Genomic DNA, 15962 nt, shown 5'->3' on the forward strand with positions numbered 1-15962 from the left:
TAGTCCCCAGGCGAAGCCGCGCTTGAGGGAGGGATCAGGACCTCACAACCAGGGCGCGGCCTTGTCCATGGCGATCAACTGCTCGACCTCGATGCGCGGGCGGACCAACGCATACTGATCATCCTTCACCAGCACTTCCGGGACCAGCGCGCGGGTATTGTAGGTTCCCGCCTGCACGGCGCCATAGGCACCGGCGGTCATGATCGCGAGCAGATCACCGGATTTCAGCTCCGGCAGTTTGCGGTCGAGGGCGAGGTAATCGCCGGTTTCACAGACAGGACCGACGACATCGACGGCCGCGAGCTTCGCGCCGGGTGCAGGCGCCACTACCGGCAGGATCTCGTGATAGGCCTCGTACAAAGTCGGCCGGATCAGATCGTTCATGGCCGCGTCGATGATGACGAAGGTCTTGCCGTCGCCATGCTTCACATGGATCACGCGCGCGACGAGAATGCCGGCATTGCCGACGATCATGCGGCCGGGCTCGAACATCAGCGTGCAGCCGAGATTATGCGTCACGCGCTTGACCATGGCCGCATAGGCCATCGGCTCCGGCGGCGCGGCGCGGTCCTCGTAATAGGGAATGCCGAGGCCGCCGCCGAAATCGACATGCGAAATCGTGTGGCCGTCGTTGCGCAGCACGGTGACGAAATCGGCCAGGATGCGAAATGCCTGCTCCATCGGGGCGAGATCGGTGATCTGGCTGCCGATATGCATATCGACGCCGGTGACCTCAATCCCCGGCAGCTTCGCAGCGCGGGCATAGACCTCGCGTGCCTTGCTGATGGGGATGCCGAACTTGTTTTCGGACTTGCCGGTGGAGATCTTGGCATGCGTGCCGGAATCGACATCGGGATTCACGCGGATCGAGATCCGCGCCGTACGGCCGGTCTCGCTGGCGATCTCCGACAGCAATACGAGTTCAGGCTCCGACTCGATATTGAGGCAGAGAATATCCTCATCGAGCGCCAACCGCAGCTCGTCCGCGGTCTTGCCGACGCCGGAAAACACGATCTTCTTCGGCGGAATGCCGGCGGCCAGCGCGCGCTTCAATTCACCACCGGAGACCACGTCAGCGCCCGCGCCGAGCTTGGCCAGCGTGCGCAGCACCGACTGGTTGGAATTCGCCTTCATGGCGTAGCAGACCAGCGCCTTGGTATCGGCAAAGGCCTCGGTGAAGACGCGGTAGTGCCGCTCCAGCGTTGCGGTCGAATAGCAATAGAATGGCGTGCCGACGGCATCCGCCATTTCGGCAATATCAACGCCTTCGGCGTGCAGCACGCCGTTGCGATAGTCGAAATGGCGCATGGCGAGTTAGTCCAGGATCGGATCGAGCAGGAACGGCTTCTTGCGACCACGGGTCGCCGCCGGCGGGCCGTCATCGACGCCGTTCGAGGGCGCGAACACGTCCCTGCCCTTGCTGGCAGCCGACTGTGCATCGGGATCGGCCGCCGGAGCGCCGGCGCCCATCGGCTGTGCGGACGCCTGTGGCGGCAGATCGAGGCCGCCTTTACGGCCACAGCCAGCCAGCACCAAAGCAGAAGCGGTCAGAACGAAAATGGCCCATCGCGCGGACGCAGGGCGGGTCGGACGAGTCACAGCGAAATCCCCAAATGCGGGCGCACCATACAAAGATTGCCGCGCTCTGGCGAGACCCCGAAATCCATTGAATTTTCGCACGTCAGGCCCGATCAGCCCAATTTCCGCTCTTTTTCCAGTCGCTTGAGCCAGCTCTTGGCCTGCGAGGTCACATTCTTCGGCGCCGTGCCACCATAGCTGACCCGGCTCTTCACCGACGATTCCACCGACAGCACCTTCATCACCTCGGCAGTGATCTTCGGTTCCACCGCCTGCATCTCCTTCAAGTCGAGCTCGTGCAACGCCACGCCCTTCTTGGTGGCGATGCCGACGATCCGGCCGGTGACATGATGCGCCTCGCGGAACGGCATTTTCAGCGTCCGTACCAGCCAGTCCGCCAGATCGGTCGCGGTGGCATAGCCCTCGCCAGCGGCGGCCTTCATGCGCTCCTCATTGGGCACGAGATCGCGGACCATGCCGGCAATGGCGCGGATCGCCAGCGACAGCGCCGAATAGGCTTCCATCGCACCGGCTTTGTCTTCCTGCATGTCCTTCTGATAGGCCAGCGGCAGGCCCTTCATGACAATCAACAATCCGGTGAGCGAGCCGATCACGCGGCCGGTCTTGGCGCGCACCAGTTCGGCGGCATCCGGATTGCGCTTCTGCGGCATGATCGAGGAGCCGGTGGTGAACTTGTCCGAGAGACGAACGAGACCGACCAGCGGCGAGGTCCAGATCACGATCTCCTCGGCAAAGCGCGACAGATGCACTGCGGCAATGGACGCGGCCGACAGCGTCTCCAGCACAAAGTCGCGATCCGACACCGCATCGAGCGAATTCGCCATCGGCCGATCAAAACCCAGCGCCTTGGCGGTGGCATGGCGGTCGATCGGGAACGAGGTGCCGGCCAGCGCGGCCGCGCCGAGCGGGCTTTCATTGAGGCGCTTGCGCGCATCAGCAAAACGGCCGCGATCGCGCGACACCATTTCCACATAGGCCAGCAGATGATGACCGAAGGTCACCGGCTGCGCGGTCTGCAAATGGGTGAAGCCGGGCATTACCGTGCCGGCATGTTCCAGCGCGCGGTCGACCAATGCCTGCTGCAGCGAGGCGAAGGCCACGTCGATCTCGTCGATGGTATCGCGCACGAACAGGCGGAAGTCGGTCGCCACCTGGTCGTTGCGGGAACGCGCGGTATGCAGGCGGCCGGAGGCCGGGCCGATCAGTTCGCCGAGCCGGCTCTCCACATTCATGTGAATGTCCTCGAGCGCACGCTTGAATGTGAACGACCCCTTGGTGATCTCTGACAGGATCGTGTCTAGACCCCCTGCGATATTTTTCGCATCTTTCGCGGTGATAATCCCTTGCCTGGCAAGCATCGCAGCATGTGCCTTGGACGCGGTAATGTCCTGGGCATAGAGGTGGCGATCGACGTCGATGGAGACATTGATTTCCTCCATGATGGCGTCGGGGCTTTCATCGAACAGCCCGCCCCACATCTTGTTGCTCACATTGGAGCCCTTACCGTCATTGCTGGACTTGCCGTTGCCCTTGCGCGAAGCCATGAATTGTCACTCATCTTTAACCGCAGCCGACGGATCGTCCGTCGCCAACCGTTGCATAGCCCTAACTGAGACCGAATGACAAACCCTATGCCCGACCAGCCTGCCCCCCGTCCGGCCAAACGCCGTCTGATCGTGCTCGGCGCGGTGCTCGTGGGCGCCGTGATCGGCTTTGCCGCGGTATCCAATATGGATCGGCTGCGGCAGCAGGCTGCGCCGGGCGATCCGACCTGCGCGCCGGCCATCGCACTGTCGAAGAAGATCGAGCCGCTGGCACGCGGCGAAGTCGCCGGCCTGACCATGGCCAGAACGCCGCTGAAATTGCCGGACCTCGCTTTCAGGGATGCCGACGGCCAGGAGAAGAAGCTGTCCGACTGGCGCGGCCGGACGGTGCTGGTGAACCTGTGGGCCACCTGGTGCGTGCCCTGCCGCAAGGAAATGCCGGCGCTGAACAACCTCGAGACCAAGCTCGGCGGCCCGGATTTCCAGGTCGTTGCGATCAATATCGACACCCGCGACGCCGAGAAGCCGAAGGCCTTTCTGAAAGACGGCGGCCTCAACCGGCTGGATTATTTCACCGACACCTCAGCCAAGGTGTTCCAGGACCTCAAGGGCATCGGCCGTGCACTGGGTATGCCGACCTCGGTGCTGATCGACGGCAAGGGCTGCGAGATCGCGACCATCGCCGGCCCTGCCGAGTGGGACAGCGAAGATGCCATCAAGCTGCTGAAAGCGGCGGTGAAGCCCGCCGCGGCCAGTTTCTGAAGACCACGGCACAGACGACTGCGACATACGGCCGCCTGCGCGGATCGCAAAATTCTCCAGAATGCTGTCGGATGAACGCAATTGCGTTCGTCTTGAAAACAACCGGGCCACGCGCGCCCGGCGCCGACGCATGACAGCAGGGAGAAACGACCAATGGCCTATATCGACGGATTCCTCGTTCCAGTGCCGAAGAAGAAGCTGAAAGCCTATGCCGCCATCGCGCGCAAGGCCGGCAAAATCTGGCGCGAATACGGCGCACTCGACTATCAGGAATGTGTCGCCGATGACGTCAGCGTCGGCAAATGGACCTCGTTCCCGCGCAGCGTGAAACTAAAACCCGACGAGACCGTCGTGTTTTCCTATATCATCTACAAGACACGCAAGGATCGCGACCGCATCAACGCCAAGGTCATGAAGGATCCGCGCCTCGCCAAGATGATGGATCCGAAGGCGATGCCGTTCGATATGAAGCGCATGATCTATGGTGGCTTCAAGACGCTGGTTTCGGTCTGATGCAATAGTGGGAGGACGCCATGACGCCGCACGGCCATTTCAACTGGAATGAATTCGTGACGCGTGATCCCGAGCGCGTGAAAGCCTTCTATCAGGAGACCGTTGGCTGGACCTATCAGGCCAAGTGCCTCGCCGGCGGCGGCACCTACTGGATCGCCATGATGGACAATGTGCCGGTCGGCGGCATCTTCCACGCGGAAGGTCCGGGCTACGAAACCGTGCCAGACGGCTGGATGCCATATCTGGCGGTCGACGATGTCGATATCAGGGTGAAGAAGGCGGTCGCTGCCGGCGCTACGCTGATGCGGCCGGTATTCGACATTCCCGACGTCGGCCGGCTCGCAATCCTCCTGCAGCCCGGCGGCGCCGGGATCGGCTGGATCACGCCGTTCGCGTAAGAGCAACCGGGAGGCAGCAAGCTGCTGCCTCCCTTCGCGCTTCAAGCCGGCACTTCGCCGCCGCTGCGCGACAGCAACACGAGCAGCGCGCCCGCCAGTGTCGCCGCTGCGAGATAACCAACGGCACCGAACGGGCCGAAACCGTCGACCAGAATGCCGCCAACGACCGCGCCGACCGTGATCGCGACCTGAAACGCCGAGACGAGCAGGCCGCCCGCAGATTCGGCTTCGTCCGATGCGACCCGCACCATCCATGTCTGGAAGCCGACCGGCAGCACGCCGAAAGCAAAACCCCAGAGACCAACCGCGATGCCGGCGACAAGGCCCGAACTGCCAAAGACAAACAGCACCAACGCGAGCACAGCGATTGCCGCAGATCCCGTGACGATCGCAATTTTCGCACTACGGGCGACAAGTACCCCGCCCGCGAAATTGCCGAAGAAGCCGCCAACGCCATAAGCAAGCAGGACGAGCGAAATCGCAGTGACCGGAAGCTTCGGCACTTGCTCGAGGAAATGGCGGACGTAAGTGAAACCGGCGAAGTGGCCCGAGATACTGACGGCGATTGCGATCATCACGAGCCGGACACTGGGCCGACGCATTAGCACAAACAGCGTGCGCACATCCGGTGATGTGAGCGGCGGCAAGCGCGGCAGCGTCAGCATCTGAAAGACGAGCACGACGGCGCCGACAGCGGCCGCCAGCAAAAACACGTTCCGCCAACCCCAGAGATCGCCGAGATATGCCCCGATCGGCGCGGCGCTGACGGTGGCGATCGAAACACCGCTGAAAATCAGCGAGATCGCGCGCGGCAGCGCCTCGGCCGGAACAAGCCGCATCGCGGTGGCGGTTGCCATTGCCCAAAAGCCGCTGAGACTGATGCCGAGCAGCACGCGGGCAAACAGCAGCAGCGTAAGGTTGCTGGCGGTTGCCGACAGCAAGTTGGACACAATCAGCAGCACCGTGAGTAGCCACAGGACAAGGCGGCGATCCATGGCGCGCGTCACAATGGCCGTTGCAAGCCCGGCGATGATCCCGACAAGGGATGTCGCCGTCACCACCTGCCCGGCAGCGCCAACCGAGACACCGAGATCACTGGCGATCGGCGTGAGGAGGCTGGCCGGCAGGAATTCGGCAGTGACCTGACTGAACGCGCCAAGCATCAAGGAAACGACAGCCGCCCAGGCCGCGTTTGTCCGCTCATTGGTTATTGGAGAAACATCGGTCTCAAGTGCAGCAGTGGCGGAATCAGTCATGGCAATCTCCAGAAGGGACTCCGGAGATGGAGGTGACCTTCTGGAGTTTCCATGCTAGAAAACCCGCAATGCTTGATCATTCGTCCACACCTGTCACTACTCACCCCCTGACCGAGATGCTCCGGGGGTTGAAGATTGAGGGCGTCGATTACGTCCGCTGCCGCATGACCGAGCCATGGGGGCTGGTATTCCCGGCACGGCCGAAGGCGCAATTCCACTTCGTCGCCGAACGCGGCTGCTGGCTGCGAACTCTGGATAACGCGTGGGTTCGCCTTGAACCAGGTGATGCGGTCTTGCTGCCGCGCGGCGCGGAACACGCATTGGCGAGTTCACCCGATGCCTTCCCCGCACCGGTCGAGAATTGCCAGTTCGAGCCGGTGTGCTGCGGCATCCTCGACACCTGCAGCGGCGGCAACAGCAATGGCGAAGAGACCGTGCTGTTCGGTGCCGGCATGACCTTCAACCTCGACAGCCAGCATCCCTTACTGCTGATGATGCCCGAGCTGATGCAGATGCACGAACTTGCCACCGACGAACCCGCCATCCCGCATCTGCTCGAAGCCATGACGTCCGAACTGGCGCTGGATCGCGTCGGTGCCGGCGGCATGCTGACGCGGCTGGCGGATGTTGTCGCCGCGGCACTGATCCGCAACTGGGTGGAGAAAGGCTGCGGCTCTGCCGGCTGGGTCGCAGCGGCGCGCGACCCCGGTATCGGGCGAGTTCTCGCTGCGATCCACCGCGATCCGACCGGGGACTGGACCGTCGAGGCGCTGGCGAACGTCATGCATGCGTCACGCTCGGCGTTCGCATTGCGCTTCGCCAACGTCGTCGGCCAGACACCGGCCCGTTACGTCGCGCAATTGCGAATGCAGGAAGCAAAGCAGTGGCTCACTCGCGACCGCTTGAAGATCGCGGTCGTCGCGCGCCGGCTTGGTTATGAATCGGAAGCCGCGTTCAGCCGCGCCTTCAAGCGCATTATCGGCGCGCCACCGAGCCATTTTCGCGCGACACTGACCGCTGCTTCCAACGACCAGCAGCCAGGTTCGACAGCACCTTAAGCGGCAATATCGACGTTGCCGCCGACGCCTGCACCGAGATTGGCCTGGGAGGCCTGCTGTGCGCCGCCGAGCAGCGTGAGCACGGTGTTCTTTTCCATGTCGGCATTCGACTTCATGATCGAGGTCGAAATCTGCTGCTGCGTCCCCGCTGCCTTCATGGCAAGCGCGCTGGCAACCAAGGCCATATCCATCAGAAATACTCCGTAACGACGTACCGCCGGTATAGCGGTGCGGGGTTAACGAATGTTGACGTTGTGTCTCTCATCCCGCATTTGCACGAAATGCCGCACCCAAGGTGCGCAGCGCACCGCGGGCGCCAGCGTCCGCGAGATTCGAATACAGAATGACGTCGCAGTTCGGCAGCTTCGGCAGTGCGAGGCGCGGACCGAGATCAACACTACCGGCCGGTGCGACACGGCGGACCAGTGCACCGATCGCAAGACCTGCGGAGATCGCAGCGCCGATCGTCGCCACACCGCCGCCCACAAACACTTCGGTCCAGGGAATCCCTGCGGCATCGAGCGCACCAACCGCCATGGCGCGCACGCTGCAAGGCTCGGCCTGGGTCGCCAGCCGCAGCGGCTCACCGGGCGGATGATTGAAATCCGGCGCAGCGATCCAGCCGAACTCCTCTTCGAGCAGCACCTCGCCATCGCGGCGGCGCGCGTCGTGCCGCAGCACGATTGCAGCATCGAGATCACCGCTATCATAGGCCTGCAGCATTGCTCGCGAGGTTTCTATGCGCAGCTCGATCACCAGCGAGGGATCGGTGACACTCATGCGTTTCAGCACCTGCGCCAGATCGGCACCGACGAGATGCTGGCTGATACCGACGACAAGGCGCCGCTGTTTCACTGCGAACGAGCCGATGGCCGACTGATGCGCGGCAACGAGGTTGCGGGCCGAGGCGAGGAAGGCAGCCCCCTCGGCCGACAGGCGCACCAACCGCGGCGTCCGCTCCAGAAGGCGCTTGCCAAGCCCGCTCTCCAGCCGCTTGATCTTCAGGCTGATGGCCGACTGGGTGCTGCCCAAGGCTTCAGCCGCCCGGGTGAAACTGGTCAGATCGGCCACGAGTACGAAGGCCTGAACCGCCTCGATATCCAGCGTCTTCATCGCAATCATTTCATTTCGTTATCATTGAAATATTATTTCATACCATTTTACAATGATCAATGGCCGACTAGATTTCCTGCATCGGATTAACCGACAGGAGGATCCAAGATGCCGCTCGTTCGCATTTCACTGAAGCGGGGCAAGCCCGCAGCCTATCGCAAGGCCATCGCCGACAGCGTCTACCAGGCGATGATCGAGACGTTCGGCGTCCCGGAGAACGATCGCTTCATCGTCACCCATCAGCATGACGACGACGATTTCAGCTACAGCCCCGATTATCTCGGCATCCAGCGCACCGACGATCTGGTCCTGATCCAACTCACGGTCAGCAATACGCGCGGCGTGGAGCAAAAGCAGAAGCTCTATCGCGGCATCGTCGACCGGTTGACGGCATCGCCGGGGCTGCGGCCCGAAGACGTCTTCATCAACCTTGTCGAGGTGCTGCCGGAGAACTGGTCGTTCGGCAACGGCGTGGCGCAATACGTCAAATGATCACGCTGCGCATCACGCTCATGGCGCATCTGTGCGGTGTCGGGATGGGCATGGCGACGATTGTCGGCCTCGTGCCGGCGGTGACAAAGCTGGTGCGGGCTTTTATTTACTAAGTCCGCAAGACCCGCCACACACGCCGTCGTCATCCGCGGGCAGCGCGAAACAAGTTTCGCTAGATGACCCGCGGATCCACTTTCACTTTGGCATCTTAGGTGGATTGCCGGGTCAGGCCCGGCAATGACAGCGCTTTAAAGCAGCGACAGCGCGTAATGTTTACGGCGCGCGACGCTTAGCGCGTCGGGACCGGCTTCTCGCCGCGATAGTCGTAGAAGCCACGCTGGGTCTTACGACCGAGCCAGCCGGCTTCGACATATTTCACCAGCAGCGGGCATGGCCGATACTTGGAGTCGGCGAGGCCTTCATGCAGCACCTGCATGATCGACAGGCACGTATCGAGGCCGATGAAATCGGCGAGTTCGAGCGGGCCCATCGGGTGATGCGCACCGAGCTTCATCGCCATGTCGATGGCCTCGACGTTACCAACGCCTTCATACAGCGTGTAGATCGCCTCGTTGATCATCGGCAAAAGAATACGATTGACGATGAAGGCCGGAAAGTCTTCCGAGACGGCGATCTGCTTGCCTAGTCTGGTGACGAAGTCCTTGGACGCGTCGAAGGTCGCGTCATCGGTGGCAATGCCGCGGATCAGTTCGACCAGTTCCATCAACGGCACCGGATTCATGAAGTGAATGCCGATGAACTTCTCGGGACGGTCGGTCGATGCGGCAAGGCGCGTGATCGAGATCGACGATGTGTTGGAGGCAATGATCGCTTCCGGCTTCAGCACGGCGCAGAGATCGTGGAAGATCTTGCGCTTGATCTCTTCCTTCTCGACGGCGGATTCGATCACGAGATCGCAATCGGCGAGACCATCCATCGTGTCCGAGGAGGTGATGCGATCCAGCGCGGCCTTGCGTGCATCCTCGGTAATGACCTTCTTCGACACCTGACGCGACAGATTGCCGTTGATGGTCGCCATGGCCGATTTCAGGCGGTCGGCAGAGACGTCGTTCAGCACGACTTCGAGGCCGCCCAATGCAGCCACATGCGCAATGCCATTGCCCATCTGGCCCGAGCCGATCACGCCGACTTTCTTGATCATAACCGCCATCTTGCCTGTCATCTCTGGGAACACACCGCCCGCGCATGCCACGTTCGGAAAAGCCATCTTTACATAAAACACCGGCCGGAGTCAGTTACTCCGGCCGATGTTGTTAAATGAGGCGCAAGGCCTTATTCAGCAAGGCCTTATTTGCCAAATCCTCGCTTGCAGAGCCTTCACTTGCCGAGTGCTTCGGTCAGCTCCGGCACGGCCTGGTAGAGGTCGGCGACCAGTCCGTAATCGGCGACCTGGAAGATCGGCGCGTCTTCGTCCTTGTTGATCGCGACGATCACCTTGGAGTCCTTCATGCCGGCGAGATGCTGGATCGCGCCGGAAATGCCGATGGCGATGTACAGTTCCGGAGCCACGACCTTGCCGGTCTGGCCGACCTGCCAGTCGTTCGGCGCATAGCCGGCATCCACCGCGGCGCGCGACGCGCCGACGCCGGCGCCGAGCTTGTCGGCGAGCGGCTCGATATACTTGGTGAAGTTCTCGCGGCTCTGCATGGCGCGGCCACCGGACACGATGATCTTCGCCGAGGTCAGTTCCGGACGATCGCTCTTGGCCATGTCCTCACCGACAAAGGTCGACAGACCGGGATTCTCGGCGGTCTTGACGTCTTCCACCGCCGCGCTGCCGCCGTCACCGGCTGCTGCGAAGGTCGAGGTACGCACCGTGATGACCTTCTTGGCGTCCTTGGACTTCACGGTCTGGATGGCGTTACCGGCATAGATCGGACGCTCATAGGTGTCGGGCGCAACCACCTTGGTGATTTCCGACACCTGCATCACGTCGAGCAAAGCGGCGACGCGCGGCATGACGTTCTTCGACCGCGTGGTCGCAGCGGCGATCAGCACGTCATAACCCGGCGCCAGCGACACGATCAGCGCGGCCAGCGGCTCGGCTAGATCGTGGGCGTAGGAGGCGTCGTCGGCGAGCAGCACCTTGGTGACGCCCTGCAGCTTGGCGGCAGCTTCCGCGGCCGGCTTCGCATTCTGGCCGGCAACGAGGATATGCACCTCGCCGCCGATCTGGGTCGCAGCGGTAAGCGCCTTGTTGGTGGAATCCTTCAGGGTGGCGTTGTCGTGATCGGCAAGCAGCAATGTCGGCATTAGAGCACCCCGGCTTCAGTCTTGAGTTTCGATACCAGTTCGGCGACGTCCTTGACCTTGACACCGGCCTTGCGGCCGCCCGGTTCGCTGGTCTTGATGATCTCGAGACGCGGAGAAATATCGACGCCGTAACCATCGGCGGTTTTCTCGTCGATCGGCTTCTTCTTCGCCTTCATGATGTTCGGCAGCGACGCGTAGCGCGGCTCATTCAGACGAAGGTCGGTAGTCACGATGGCCGGTCCCTTGAGCTTGACGGTCTGCAGACCGCCGTCGACTTCACGGGTCACAGTAACTTCGTCGCCCTCGATCACGAGCTTGTTGGCGAAGGTCGCCTGCGGCCAGCCAAGCAGCGCAGCCAGCATCTGGCCGGTCTGGTTGGCGTCGTCGTCGATCGCCTGCTTGCCGAGGATCACGAGGCCCGGCTTTTCCTCATCGGCGACGGCCTTGAGAATCTTCGCCACGGCGAGCGGCTCGACGGTGCCATCGACCTTAACGAGGATGCCGCGGTCGGCGCCCATTGCGAGGCCGGTGCGGAGAGTTTCGGACGCCTGTGCGGGACCGATCGACACCACCACCACTTCGGTTGCCTTGCCGGCCTCTTTCAGGCGCAGGGCTTCCTCAACAGCGATTTCGTCGAACGGATTCATCGACATCTTGACGTTGGACAGTTCGACGCCCGATCCGTCGCTCTTGACGCGAACCTTGACGTTGTAATCGACCACCCGTTTGACCGCGACCAGAACCTTCATCGATCCTCTTTCGTGTGAGTTTTATTGTTTCAGAGCTTGCTCGGAAGCTTGGGCGCGGAACCTAAAGCCCCTGCCACACGGGGTCAACGCGCCAGACCCTAAAATCGAATGTCTCTAGGCCAGCCGATTTAGCCGAAATTACCGGTTCTGGCCGGGCACAATCTAGCGATTCTGCCCGGGCACCCAGAGCACGTCGCCGGCACCATTGTCGTTCTGCGAGCGGCTGGCGACGAACAGGAAGTCCGACAGTCGGTTCATATACTGGATACCAGCATCCGAGACCGGTTCATTGGGCTGGGCGGCGAGTTCCACCATGATCCGTTCCGCACGGCGGCAGATCGTCCGCGCCACATGGAGATGGGCCGCAGCCGGTGTTCCGCCAGGCAAAACAAACGAGGTCAGATCGGCCAGCGGCGCGTTGAGCATATCAATATCGTTCTCCAACCGCTCGACCTGACTCGCCAGCAGGCGCAGCCGCTCGGCCTTACCCTCGCGCTGCGGAACCGCCAGATCAGCCCCGAGATCGAACAGATCGTTCTGGATCAGCCCGAGCATCGCATCGAGGGACCGCGCATGGGCGAGATGCAGCCGCACCACGCCGATCGCCGCATTGGTCTCGTCGACGGTTCCATAGGCGCTGACCCGGAGATCATATTTCGGCCGACGCTCGCCGGTGCCGAGAGCTGTCGTGCCATCATCGCCGGTGCGGGTATAGATGCGGTTGAGAACGACCATCGAATTGATCCAGCGCCAGTTAAGGAATTTGTGTCAGCGGCCCATGGCCCAGACGGTGACCATGGTGAGGATAATGGCGACGAATTGCAGCACCACGCGCCATCGCATCAGCTTTTGCGAGCGATCCGGCGAGCCGCCGCGCATCATATTGAACAGGCCGAGCAGCAGAACCAGCGCAACGGCACCGACCGCGATGGGGAGAATGATATTGCTGAGCGTTGATGTCATATCGGCTACATAACACTGCGTCACAGGCTTCGCTATCGCCGGCCATCAAAATGGCTGAGCGGTCAAGCGCAGGCTGCAATGCAACGATCTGGCTTTTTCGCGTTAGATATCAGAAGCTAACATGAACGCCGGTGATTTGCCGGCCGATCCCGAACCAGGTGGACTGTGAGGCAGATACGCACCGTCTACGATGTCGTACTGGACGCCTTCTATACGTTTCTCGCCGATGACGGCTGGGCGATTGCCAGCCATATCGCCCTCTCCACCCTGATGGCGCTGTTTCCGTTCCTGATCGTGCTGGCCTCGCTGGCCGGCTTTTTCGGCTCCAAGAATCTCGCCGACCAGGCCGTCGGCCTGCTGCTGGAGATCTGGCCGGATCAGGTGGCCGGCGCATTGTCGGGACAGATCCACGACGTCCTCACCACCACGCGCGGCGATGCACTGACCATCGGCCTCGTCCTCGCGGTGTATTTTGCCTCCAATGGCGTCGAGAGCCTGCGCGTCGCGCTGAACCGCGCCTATTCGGTGATCGAGCCGCGGCGCTGGTACTGGTTGCGGCTGGAATCGATCGGCTACACGCTGGTCGCTGCCTTCACCGCGCTCGCCATGGCGTTCCTGATCGTGCTCGGCCCGCTGATGCTTGAAATCATCAGGCGCTATGTGCCGCTGATGGTCGAGAACAACGAGCGACTGCTGACGGTCGCGCGTTACGGCATCACCATCGTCGCGATGGTGACCGCCCTGTTCATCCTGCATGCGTGGCTGCCGGCGGGACGTCGCACCTTCGTCCAGATCCTGCCGGGCATCATCTTCACGATGCTGGCCTCGCTGGCGTCGGGCATCGGCTTCGGTCTTTATCTGGCGCGCTTCGCCAACAACTACGTGACGATGTATGCCGGCCTGGCGTCGGTGATTATCGCGCTGGTGTTTCTGTACTTTATTGCGGCGATATTCGTGTTCGGCGGCGAACTCAATGCCGCCATCATCAAGTCGCGGCTGCCCCGCGGCGTCTCGCTTCAAGCAGCGCAGTCGCTAGCGCCCGCGGAGACACCGGTTTGATAAGGAACGCATCGGCGCCGGCCTGACGTGATGCGGCTTCGTCTTCACCGCGACCGGACACCCCAATGATCGCGACGCGGCCATGCGGCGCCTTCAACGCACGGATCTGCCGGATCGCCTCGACGCCGTCGATACCCGGCAGCACCATGTCCATGAGCACCGCATCGAACGTGCCCTGCATGACGCGCTCGGCCGCAGCCTCGCCGCGGCCAATGAATTCAGCCTGGTGGCCTAGTTCGGTGAGGATGGCGTTGAGCACGACACGGCCGAACGGATTGTCCTCCACGCTCAGCACCCGCAGCGCTTCTCCCGGCGCAAAAGAAGCATCGTCGGCACTCGACATGATGGCGATCGAACCGCTCGCCTTGGCAAGCGCCACCGTCAACGTGAACACTGTCCCACCACCACGGCTCTGCACCACCGTGATGTCGCCACCCATGGCGCGGGCGAGTTGTTTGACCGACGATAGGCCGAGACCGGCACCACCAAAACGCGACGCGATCGAGACATTGGCTTGCGAGAACGGTTTGAACAGTCGCTTGATTTCGGCGAGCGTGAGCCCGATGCCGCTATCGGAGACGGTGAAGGATACGCCGACCTTGCCCGCCATGCGCACAGGCGAGACCTTCAGCGCCACATTACCCTGCTCGGTGAACTTCACCGCATTGTCGATCAGATTTTCCAGTGCCGCGCGCAGCCGCACGGGATCGCCGATCACAAACACCGGCAGTCTGTCGGAGATCGCGACCCGCCACAGCAACCCCTTGGCAGCCGCGCGGCCCGCCAGCGAGTCGCCGATCGTGCGGGCAAGTGTGCGCAGATCGAAGAAGTCCTGCCGCACTTCGAGCCTGGATGTGCCGGTGCGGGCGGCATCAACGAACAGCGTCGCGAGGCTTGCCAGATGCTCGGCGCCGGCCTTGATGGTCTCGACCCAGCGCCGTTCACGTTCATCGAGATCGGAGGTTGCCAGCAACTCGCTGACCGCAAGAATACCGGTGAGCGGCGTGCGCACCTCATGGGCAAACACCGCCAGCGCGGTTTCCACCATCGTATCGGCACGCGGCGAGCTGCGCTTGGCGCGCGGCTTCGATGCAGGCTTCTTTGCCGCACGCGTCTTGGCCACGCGTTTTTTCAGCGTTTGCTTAGTGCGCGTCCGCGTCTTGCGCGGCGAGCGCGATGTCAGCGCCATATGTTGCCCACCCGTCCCGGCGGCACCATGCCACGACGGGGCGCGCGGAGTCACGCCGCAGGCCCAATCGGACTTGCGGATTTCTTGCGGCTGGCTTGCGACTAACTTGCGGCGCGGCGGGGCAAAGCGACCAAGCGCCGGATATCGGCTGGTGTAGTGCCCCCGGCCCGCAACTCCCGCAGGCTGGTGGAGCCGGTCGACTTCGACAGTTTGGCGCCACCAGTATCGCGTACCAGCGGATGATGCCGATAGACCGGCTGCGGCAGGTCGAGCAGTTGCTGCAACAGCCGGTGCATGCTGGTGGACCAGAACAGATCCTGGCCACGCACCACATGGGTCACCCCCTGCAGCGCATCGTCGATCACAACCGAGAGATGATAGCTGGTCGGTGTTTCCTTGCGGGCCAGGATCACATCGCCCCAGGCCTCCGGCCGTGCGGCAACGGTCCCGGTCTCGCCGCTCGGACCCACTCCCTGGTCGGTCCAGGTCAGCGAACCGCTGGCCTGGATGGCTTTGGTCATATCGAGCCGCAGTGCCATCGGGACATCCGCCTGTTTGAGTTCGGCCACGACCTGCGGCGACAGCGACTTGGCGACACCGGGATACACCGGCGCACCGTCGGGATCGCGTGGCCAAGGGCCTTTCGCCTCTTCCGTCGCAATCAGTCGCGCAATCTCGGCACGGCTTTCGAAGCTAGGATAGAGCAGTCCCATGGCTGCGAGCCGCTCGGTCGCAGCACGGTAGTCGGCGAAATGCTGCGACTGTCGCCGCACCGGCTGCTCCCAGTCGATGCCGAGCCAGGCGAGATCCTCATAGATCGCTGCCTCGAATTCCGGCCGGCAGCGCGTCGCATCGATATCCTCGATCCGCAGCAGTAATTGTCCGCCGGCCTCGCGCGCCAGATCGAAATTCAGCAGCGCCGAATAAGCGTGGCCGAGATGCAGATAGCCGTTGGGACTGGGCGCGAAGCGAAAAACAGGGGCCATCGCGGCT

The 15962-nt window shown here is 62.5% G+C and carries 19 protein-coding genes; 6 read left to right on the forward strand and 13 right to left on the reverse strand.

All coding sequences use genetic code 11. The features are described from left to right. Positions 1-42 precede the first annotated feature (42 nt). The 3 genes from lysA to argH all read right to left on the reverse strand — a co-directional run bounded on the left by lysA (position 43) and on the right by argH (position 3089). On the reverse strand, positions 43-1308 hold the full coding sequence (gene lysA / locus CIW50_RS23190; RefSeq protein WP_149533546.1) for a diaminopimelate decarboxylase: 1266 nt from the start codon (positions 1306-1308) through the stop codon (positions 43-45). A gap of 6 nt (positions 1309-1314) precedes the next feature. Beyond that, the gene (gene lptM, locus CIW50_RS23195; RefSeq protein WP_149533547.1) at positions 1315-1599 is read right to left on the reverse strand and encodes an LPS translocon maturation chaperone LptM; all 285 of its coding nucleotides are present in this window, start codon (positions 1597-1599) and stop codon (positions 1315-1317) included. Positions 1600-1691: 92 nt separating this feature from the next. Further along, the gene (gene argH / locus CIW50_RS23200; RefSeq protein WP_149533717.1) at positions 1692-3089 is read right to left on the reverse strand and encodes an argininosuccinate lyase; all 1398 of its coding nucleotides are present in this window, start codon (positions 3087-3089) and stop codon (positions 1692-1694) included. 141 nt (positions 3090-3230) lie between these two features. On the opposite strand from argH, the gene tlpA reads away from it, so the two are divergent. The 3 genes from tlpA (at position 3231) to CIW50_RS23215 (ending at position 4816) form a co-directional block, all read left to right on the forward strand. After that, entirely contained in the window at positions 3231-3905 is a 675-nt protein-coding gene (gene tlpA / locus CIW50_RS23205) for a thiol:disulfide interchange protein TlpA (protein WP_246297386.1), read from the forward strand. A gap of 153 nt (positions 3906-4058) precedes the next feature. Continuing rightward, complete coding sequence (locus CIW50_RS23210; protein WP_068729192.1) at positions 4059-4418, forward strand: DUF1428 domain-containing protein; 360 nt, start codon at positions 4059-4061, stop codon at positions 4416-4418. Between the two features lie 20 nt (positions 4419-4438). Continuing rightward, positions 4439-4816 (forward strand): VOC family protein, encoded by a 378-nt coding sequence (locus CIW50_RS23215; protein ID WP_149533548.1) that lies wholly within the window; start codon positions 4439-4441, stop codon positions 4814-4816. Between the two features lie 41 nt (positions 4817-4857). Here CIW50_RS23215 and CIW50_RS23220 read toward each other — a convergent pair whose 3' ends face one another. Further along, positions 4858-6072: an MFS transporter gene (locus CIW50_RS23220; RefSeq protein WP_149533549.1), complete on the reverse strand. Its 1215-nt coding sequence runs from the start codon at positions 6070-6072 to the stop codon at positions 4858-4860. Positions 6073-6140: 68 nt separating this feature from the next. On the opposite strand from CIW50_RS23220, the gene CIW50_RS23225 reads away from it, so the two are divergent. Further along, positions 6141-7130: an AraC family transcriptional regulator gene (locus CIW50_RS23225; protein WP_149533550.1), complete on the forward strand. Its 990-nt coding sequence runs from the start codon at positions 6141-6143 to the stop codon at positions 7128-7130. On the opposite strand, the gene CIW50_RS23230 is transcribed toward CIW50_RS23225, so the two are convergent. After that, positions 7127-7321: a putative motility protein gene (locus CIW50_RS23230; protein WP_093757402.1), complete on the reverse strand. Its 195-nt coding sequence runs from the start codon at positions 7319-7321 to the stop codon at positions 7127-7129. The genes CIW50_RS23225 and CIW50_RS23230 overlap by 4 nt on opposite strands. A gap of 70 nt (positions 7322-7391) precedes the next feature. Further along, positions 7392-8243, reverse strand: a complete 852-nt coding sequence (locus CIW50_RS23235) for a LysR family transcriptional regulator (protein ID WP_149533718.1) — start codon at positions 8241-8243, stop codon at positions 7392-7394. Positions 8244-8351: 108 nt separating this feature from the next. Here CIW50_RS23235 and CIW50_RS23240 point away from each other — a divergent pair, with 108 nt between their 5' ends. Beyond that, a complete protein-coding gene (locus tag CIW50_RS23240; RefSeq protein ID WP_149533551.1) occupies positions 8352-8735 on the forward strand; it encodes a tautomerase family protein in 384 nt (127 codons plus the stop codon). A 289-nt stretch (positions 8736-9024) separates the two neighbouring features. Here the strand turns inward: CIW50_RS23240 and CIW50_RS23245 are convergent, their stop codons facing one another. From CIW50_RS23245 to CIW50_RS23265, 5 genes are all read right to left on the reverse strand, one after another. Beyond that, a complete protein-coding gene (locus CIW50_RS23245; RefSeq protein ID WP_149533552.1) occupies positions 9025-9906 on the reverse strand; it encodes a 3-hydroxybutyryl-CoA dehydrogenase in 882 nt (293 codons plus the stop codon). Between the two features lie 167 nt (positions 9907-10073). Continuing rightward, positions 10074-11009 (reverse strand): electron transfer flavoprotein subunit alpha/FixB family protein, encoded by a 936-nt coding sequence (locus CIW50_RS23250; RefSeq protein WP_149533553.1) that lies wholly within the window; start codon positions 11007-11009, stop codon positions 10074-10076. After that, positions 11009-11758: an electron transfer flavoprotein subunit beta/FixA family protein gene (locus CIW50_RS23255; protein WP_149533554.1), complete on the reverse strand. Its 750-nt coding sequence runs from the start codon at positions 11756-11758 to the stop codon at positions 11009-11011. Before CIW50_RS23255 ends, CIW50_RS23250 begins: the two co-directional genes overlap by 1 nt. Positions 11759-11920: 162 nt before the next feature. Further along, the gene (locus CIW50_RS23260) at positions 11921-12493 is read right to left on the reverse strand and encodes a cob(I)yrinic acid a,c-diamide adenosyltransferase (RefSeq protein ID WP_149533555.1); all 573 of its coding nucleotides are present in this window, start codon (positions 12491-12493) and stop codon (positions 11921-11923) included. A gap of 33 nt (positions 12494-12526) precedes the next feature. Then, entirely contained in the window at positions 12527-12721 is a 195-nt protein-coding gene (locus CIW50_RS23265) for a twin transmembrane helix small protein (protein WP_149533556.1), read from the reverse strand. Positions 12722-12886: 165 nt separating this feature from the next. On the opposite strand from CIW50_RS23265, the gene CIW50_RS23270 reads away from it, so the two are divergent. After that, the gene (locus tag CIW50_RS23270; RefSeq protein WP_149533557.1) at positions 12887-13780 is read left to right on the forward strand and encodes a YihY/virulence factor BrkB family protein; all 894 of its coding nucleotides are present in this window, start codon (positions 12887-12889) and stop codon (positions 13778-13780) included. On the opposite strand, the gene CIW50_RS23275 is transcribed toward CIW50_RS23270, so the two are convergent. Together CIW50_RS23275 and gluQRS are read right to left on the reverse strand one after the other, a co-directional pair. Beyond that, entirely contained in the window at positions 13707-14969 is a 1263-nt protein-coding gene (locus tag CIW50_RS23275; RefSeq protein ID WP_149533558.1) for an ATP-binding protein, read from the reverse strand. The genes CIW50_RS23270 and CIW50_RS23275 overlap by 74 nt on opposite strands. Before the next feature lie 101 nt (positions 14970-15070). Beyond that, positions 15071-15955 carry a tRNA glutamyl-Q(34) synthetase GluQRS gene (gene gluQRS, locus CIW50_RS23280; protein WP_149533559.1) on the reverse strand — a complete coding sequence of 295 codons (885 nt, stop codon included), beginning with the start codon at positions 15953-15955 and terminating at the stop codon, positions 15071-15073. Between the last annotated feature and the right edge of the window lie 7 nt (positions 15956-15962).

The organism is Tardiphaga sp. P9-11, from assembly GCF_008329525.1.
GTDB lineage: Bacteria > Pseudomonadota > Alphaproteobacteria > Rhizobiales > Xanthobacteraceae > Tardiphaga.

What these genes read in the sequence shown, in the direction of transcription:
- CIW50_RS23225 (WP_149533550.1), top strand. Translation starts at nt 6,141, where the DNA reads ATGCTTGATCATTCGTCCACACCTGTCACTACTCACCCCCTGACCGAG.
- CIW50_RS23235 (WP_149533718.1), bottom strand. Translation starts at nt 8,243, where the DNA reads ATGAAGACGCTGGATATCGAGGCGGTTCAGGCCTTCGTACTCGTGGCC.
- CIW50_RS23260 (WP_149533555.1), bottom strand. Translation starts at nt 12,493, where the DNA reads ATGGTCGTTCTCAACCGCATCTATACCCGCACCGGCGATGATGGCACG.
- CIW50_RS23220 (WP_149533549.1), bottom strand. Translation starts at nt 6,072, where the DNA reads ATGACTGATTCCGCCACTGCTGCACTTGAGACCGATGTTTCTCCAATA.
- CIW50_RS23215 (WP_149533548.1), top strand. Translation starts at nt 4,439, where the DNA reads ATGACGCCGCACGGCCATTTCAACTGGAATGAATTCGTGACGCGTGAT.
- lysA (WP_149533546.1), bottom strand. Translation starts at nt 1,308, where the DNA reads ATGCGCCATTTCGACTATCGCAACGGCGTGCTGCACGCCGAAGGCGTT.
- CIW50_RS23275 (WP_149533558.1), bottom strand. Translation starts at nt 14,969, where the DNA reads ATGGCGCTGACATCGCGCTCGCCGCGCAAGACGCGGACGCGCACTAAG.
- CIW50_RS23265 (WP_149533556.1), bottom strand. Translation starts at nt 12,721, where the DNA reads ATGACATCAACGCTCAGCAATATCATTCTCCCCATCGCGGTCGGTGCC.
- tlpA (WP_246297386.1), top strand. Translation starts at nt 3,231, where the DNA reads ATGCCCGACCAGCCTGCCCCCCGTCCGGCCAAACGCCGTCTGATCGTG.
- CIW50_RS23230 (WP_093757402.1), bottom strand. Translation starts at nt 7,321, where the DNA reads ATGGATATGGCCTTGGTTGCCAGCGCGCTTGCCATGAAGGCAGCGGGG.
- CIW50_RS23255 (WP_149533554.1), bottom strand. Translation starts at nt 11,758, where the DNA reads ATGAAGGTTCTGGTCGCGGTCAAACGGGTGGTCGATTACAACGTCAAG.
- CIW50_RS23240 (WP_149533551.1), top strand. Translation starts at nt 8,352, where the DNA reads ATGCCGCTCGTTCGCATTTCACTGAAGCGGGGCAAGCCCGCAGCCTAT.
- CIW50_RS23250 (WP_149533553.1), bottom strand. Translation starts at nt 11,009, where the DNA reads ATGCCGACATTGCTGCTTGCCGATCACGACAACGCCACCCTGAAGGAT.
- gluQRS (WP_149533559.1), bottom strand. Translation starts at nt 15,955, where the DNA reads ATGGCCCCTGTTTTTCGCTTCGCGCCCAGTCCCAACGGCTATCTGCAT.
- CIW50_RS23210 (WP_068729192.1), top strand. Translation starts at nt 4,059, where the DNA reads ATGGCCTATATCGACGGATTCCTCGTTCCAGTGCCGAAGAAGAAGCTG.
- CIW50_RS23245 (WP_149533552.1), bottom strand. Translation starts at nt 9,906, where the DNA reads ATGGCGGTTATGATCAAGAAAGTCGGCGTGATCGGCTCGGGCCAGATG.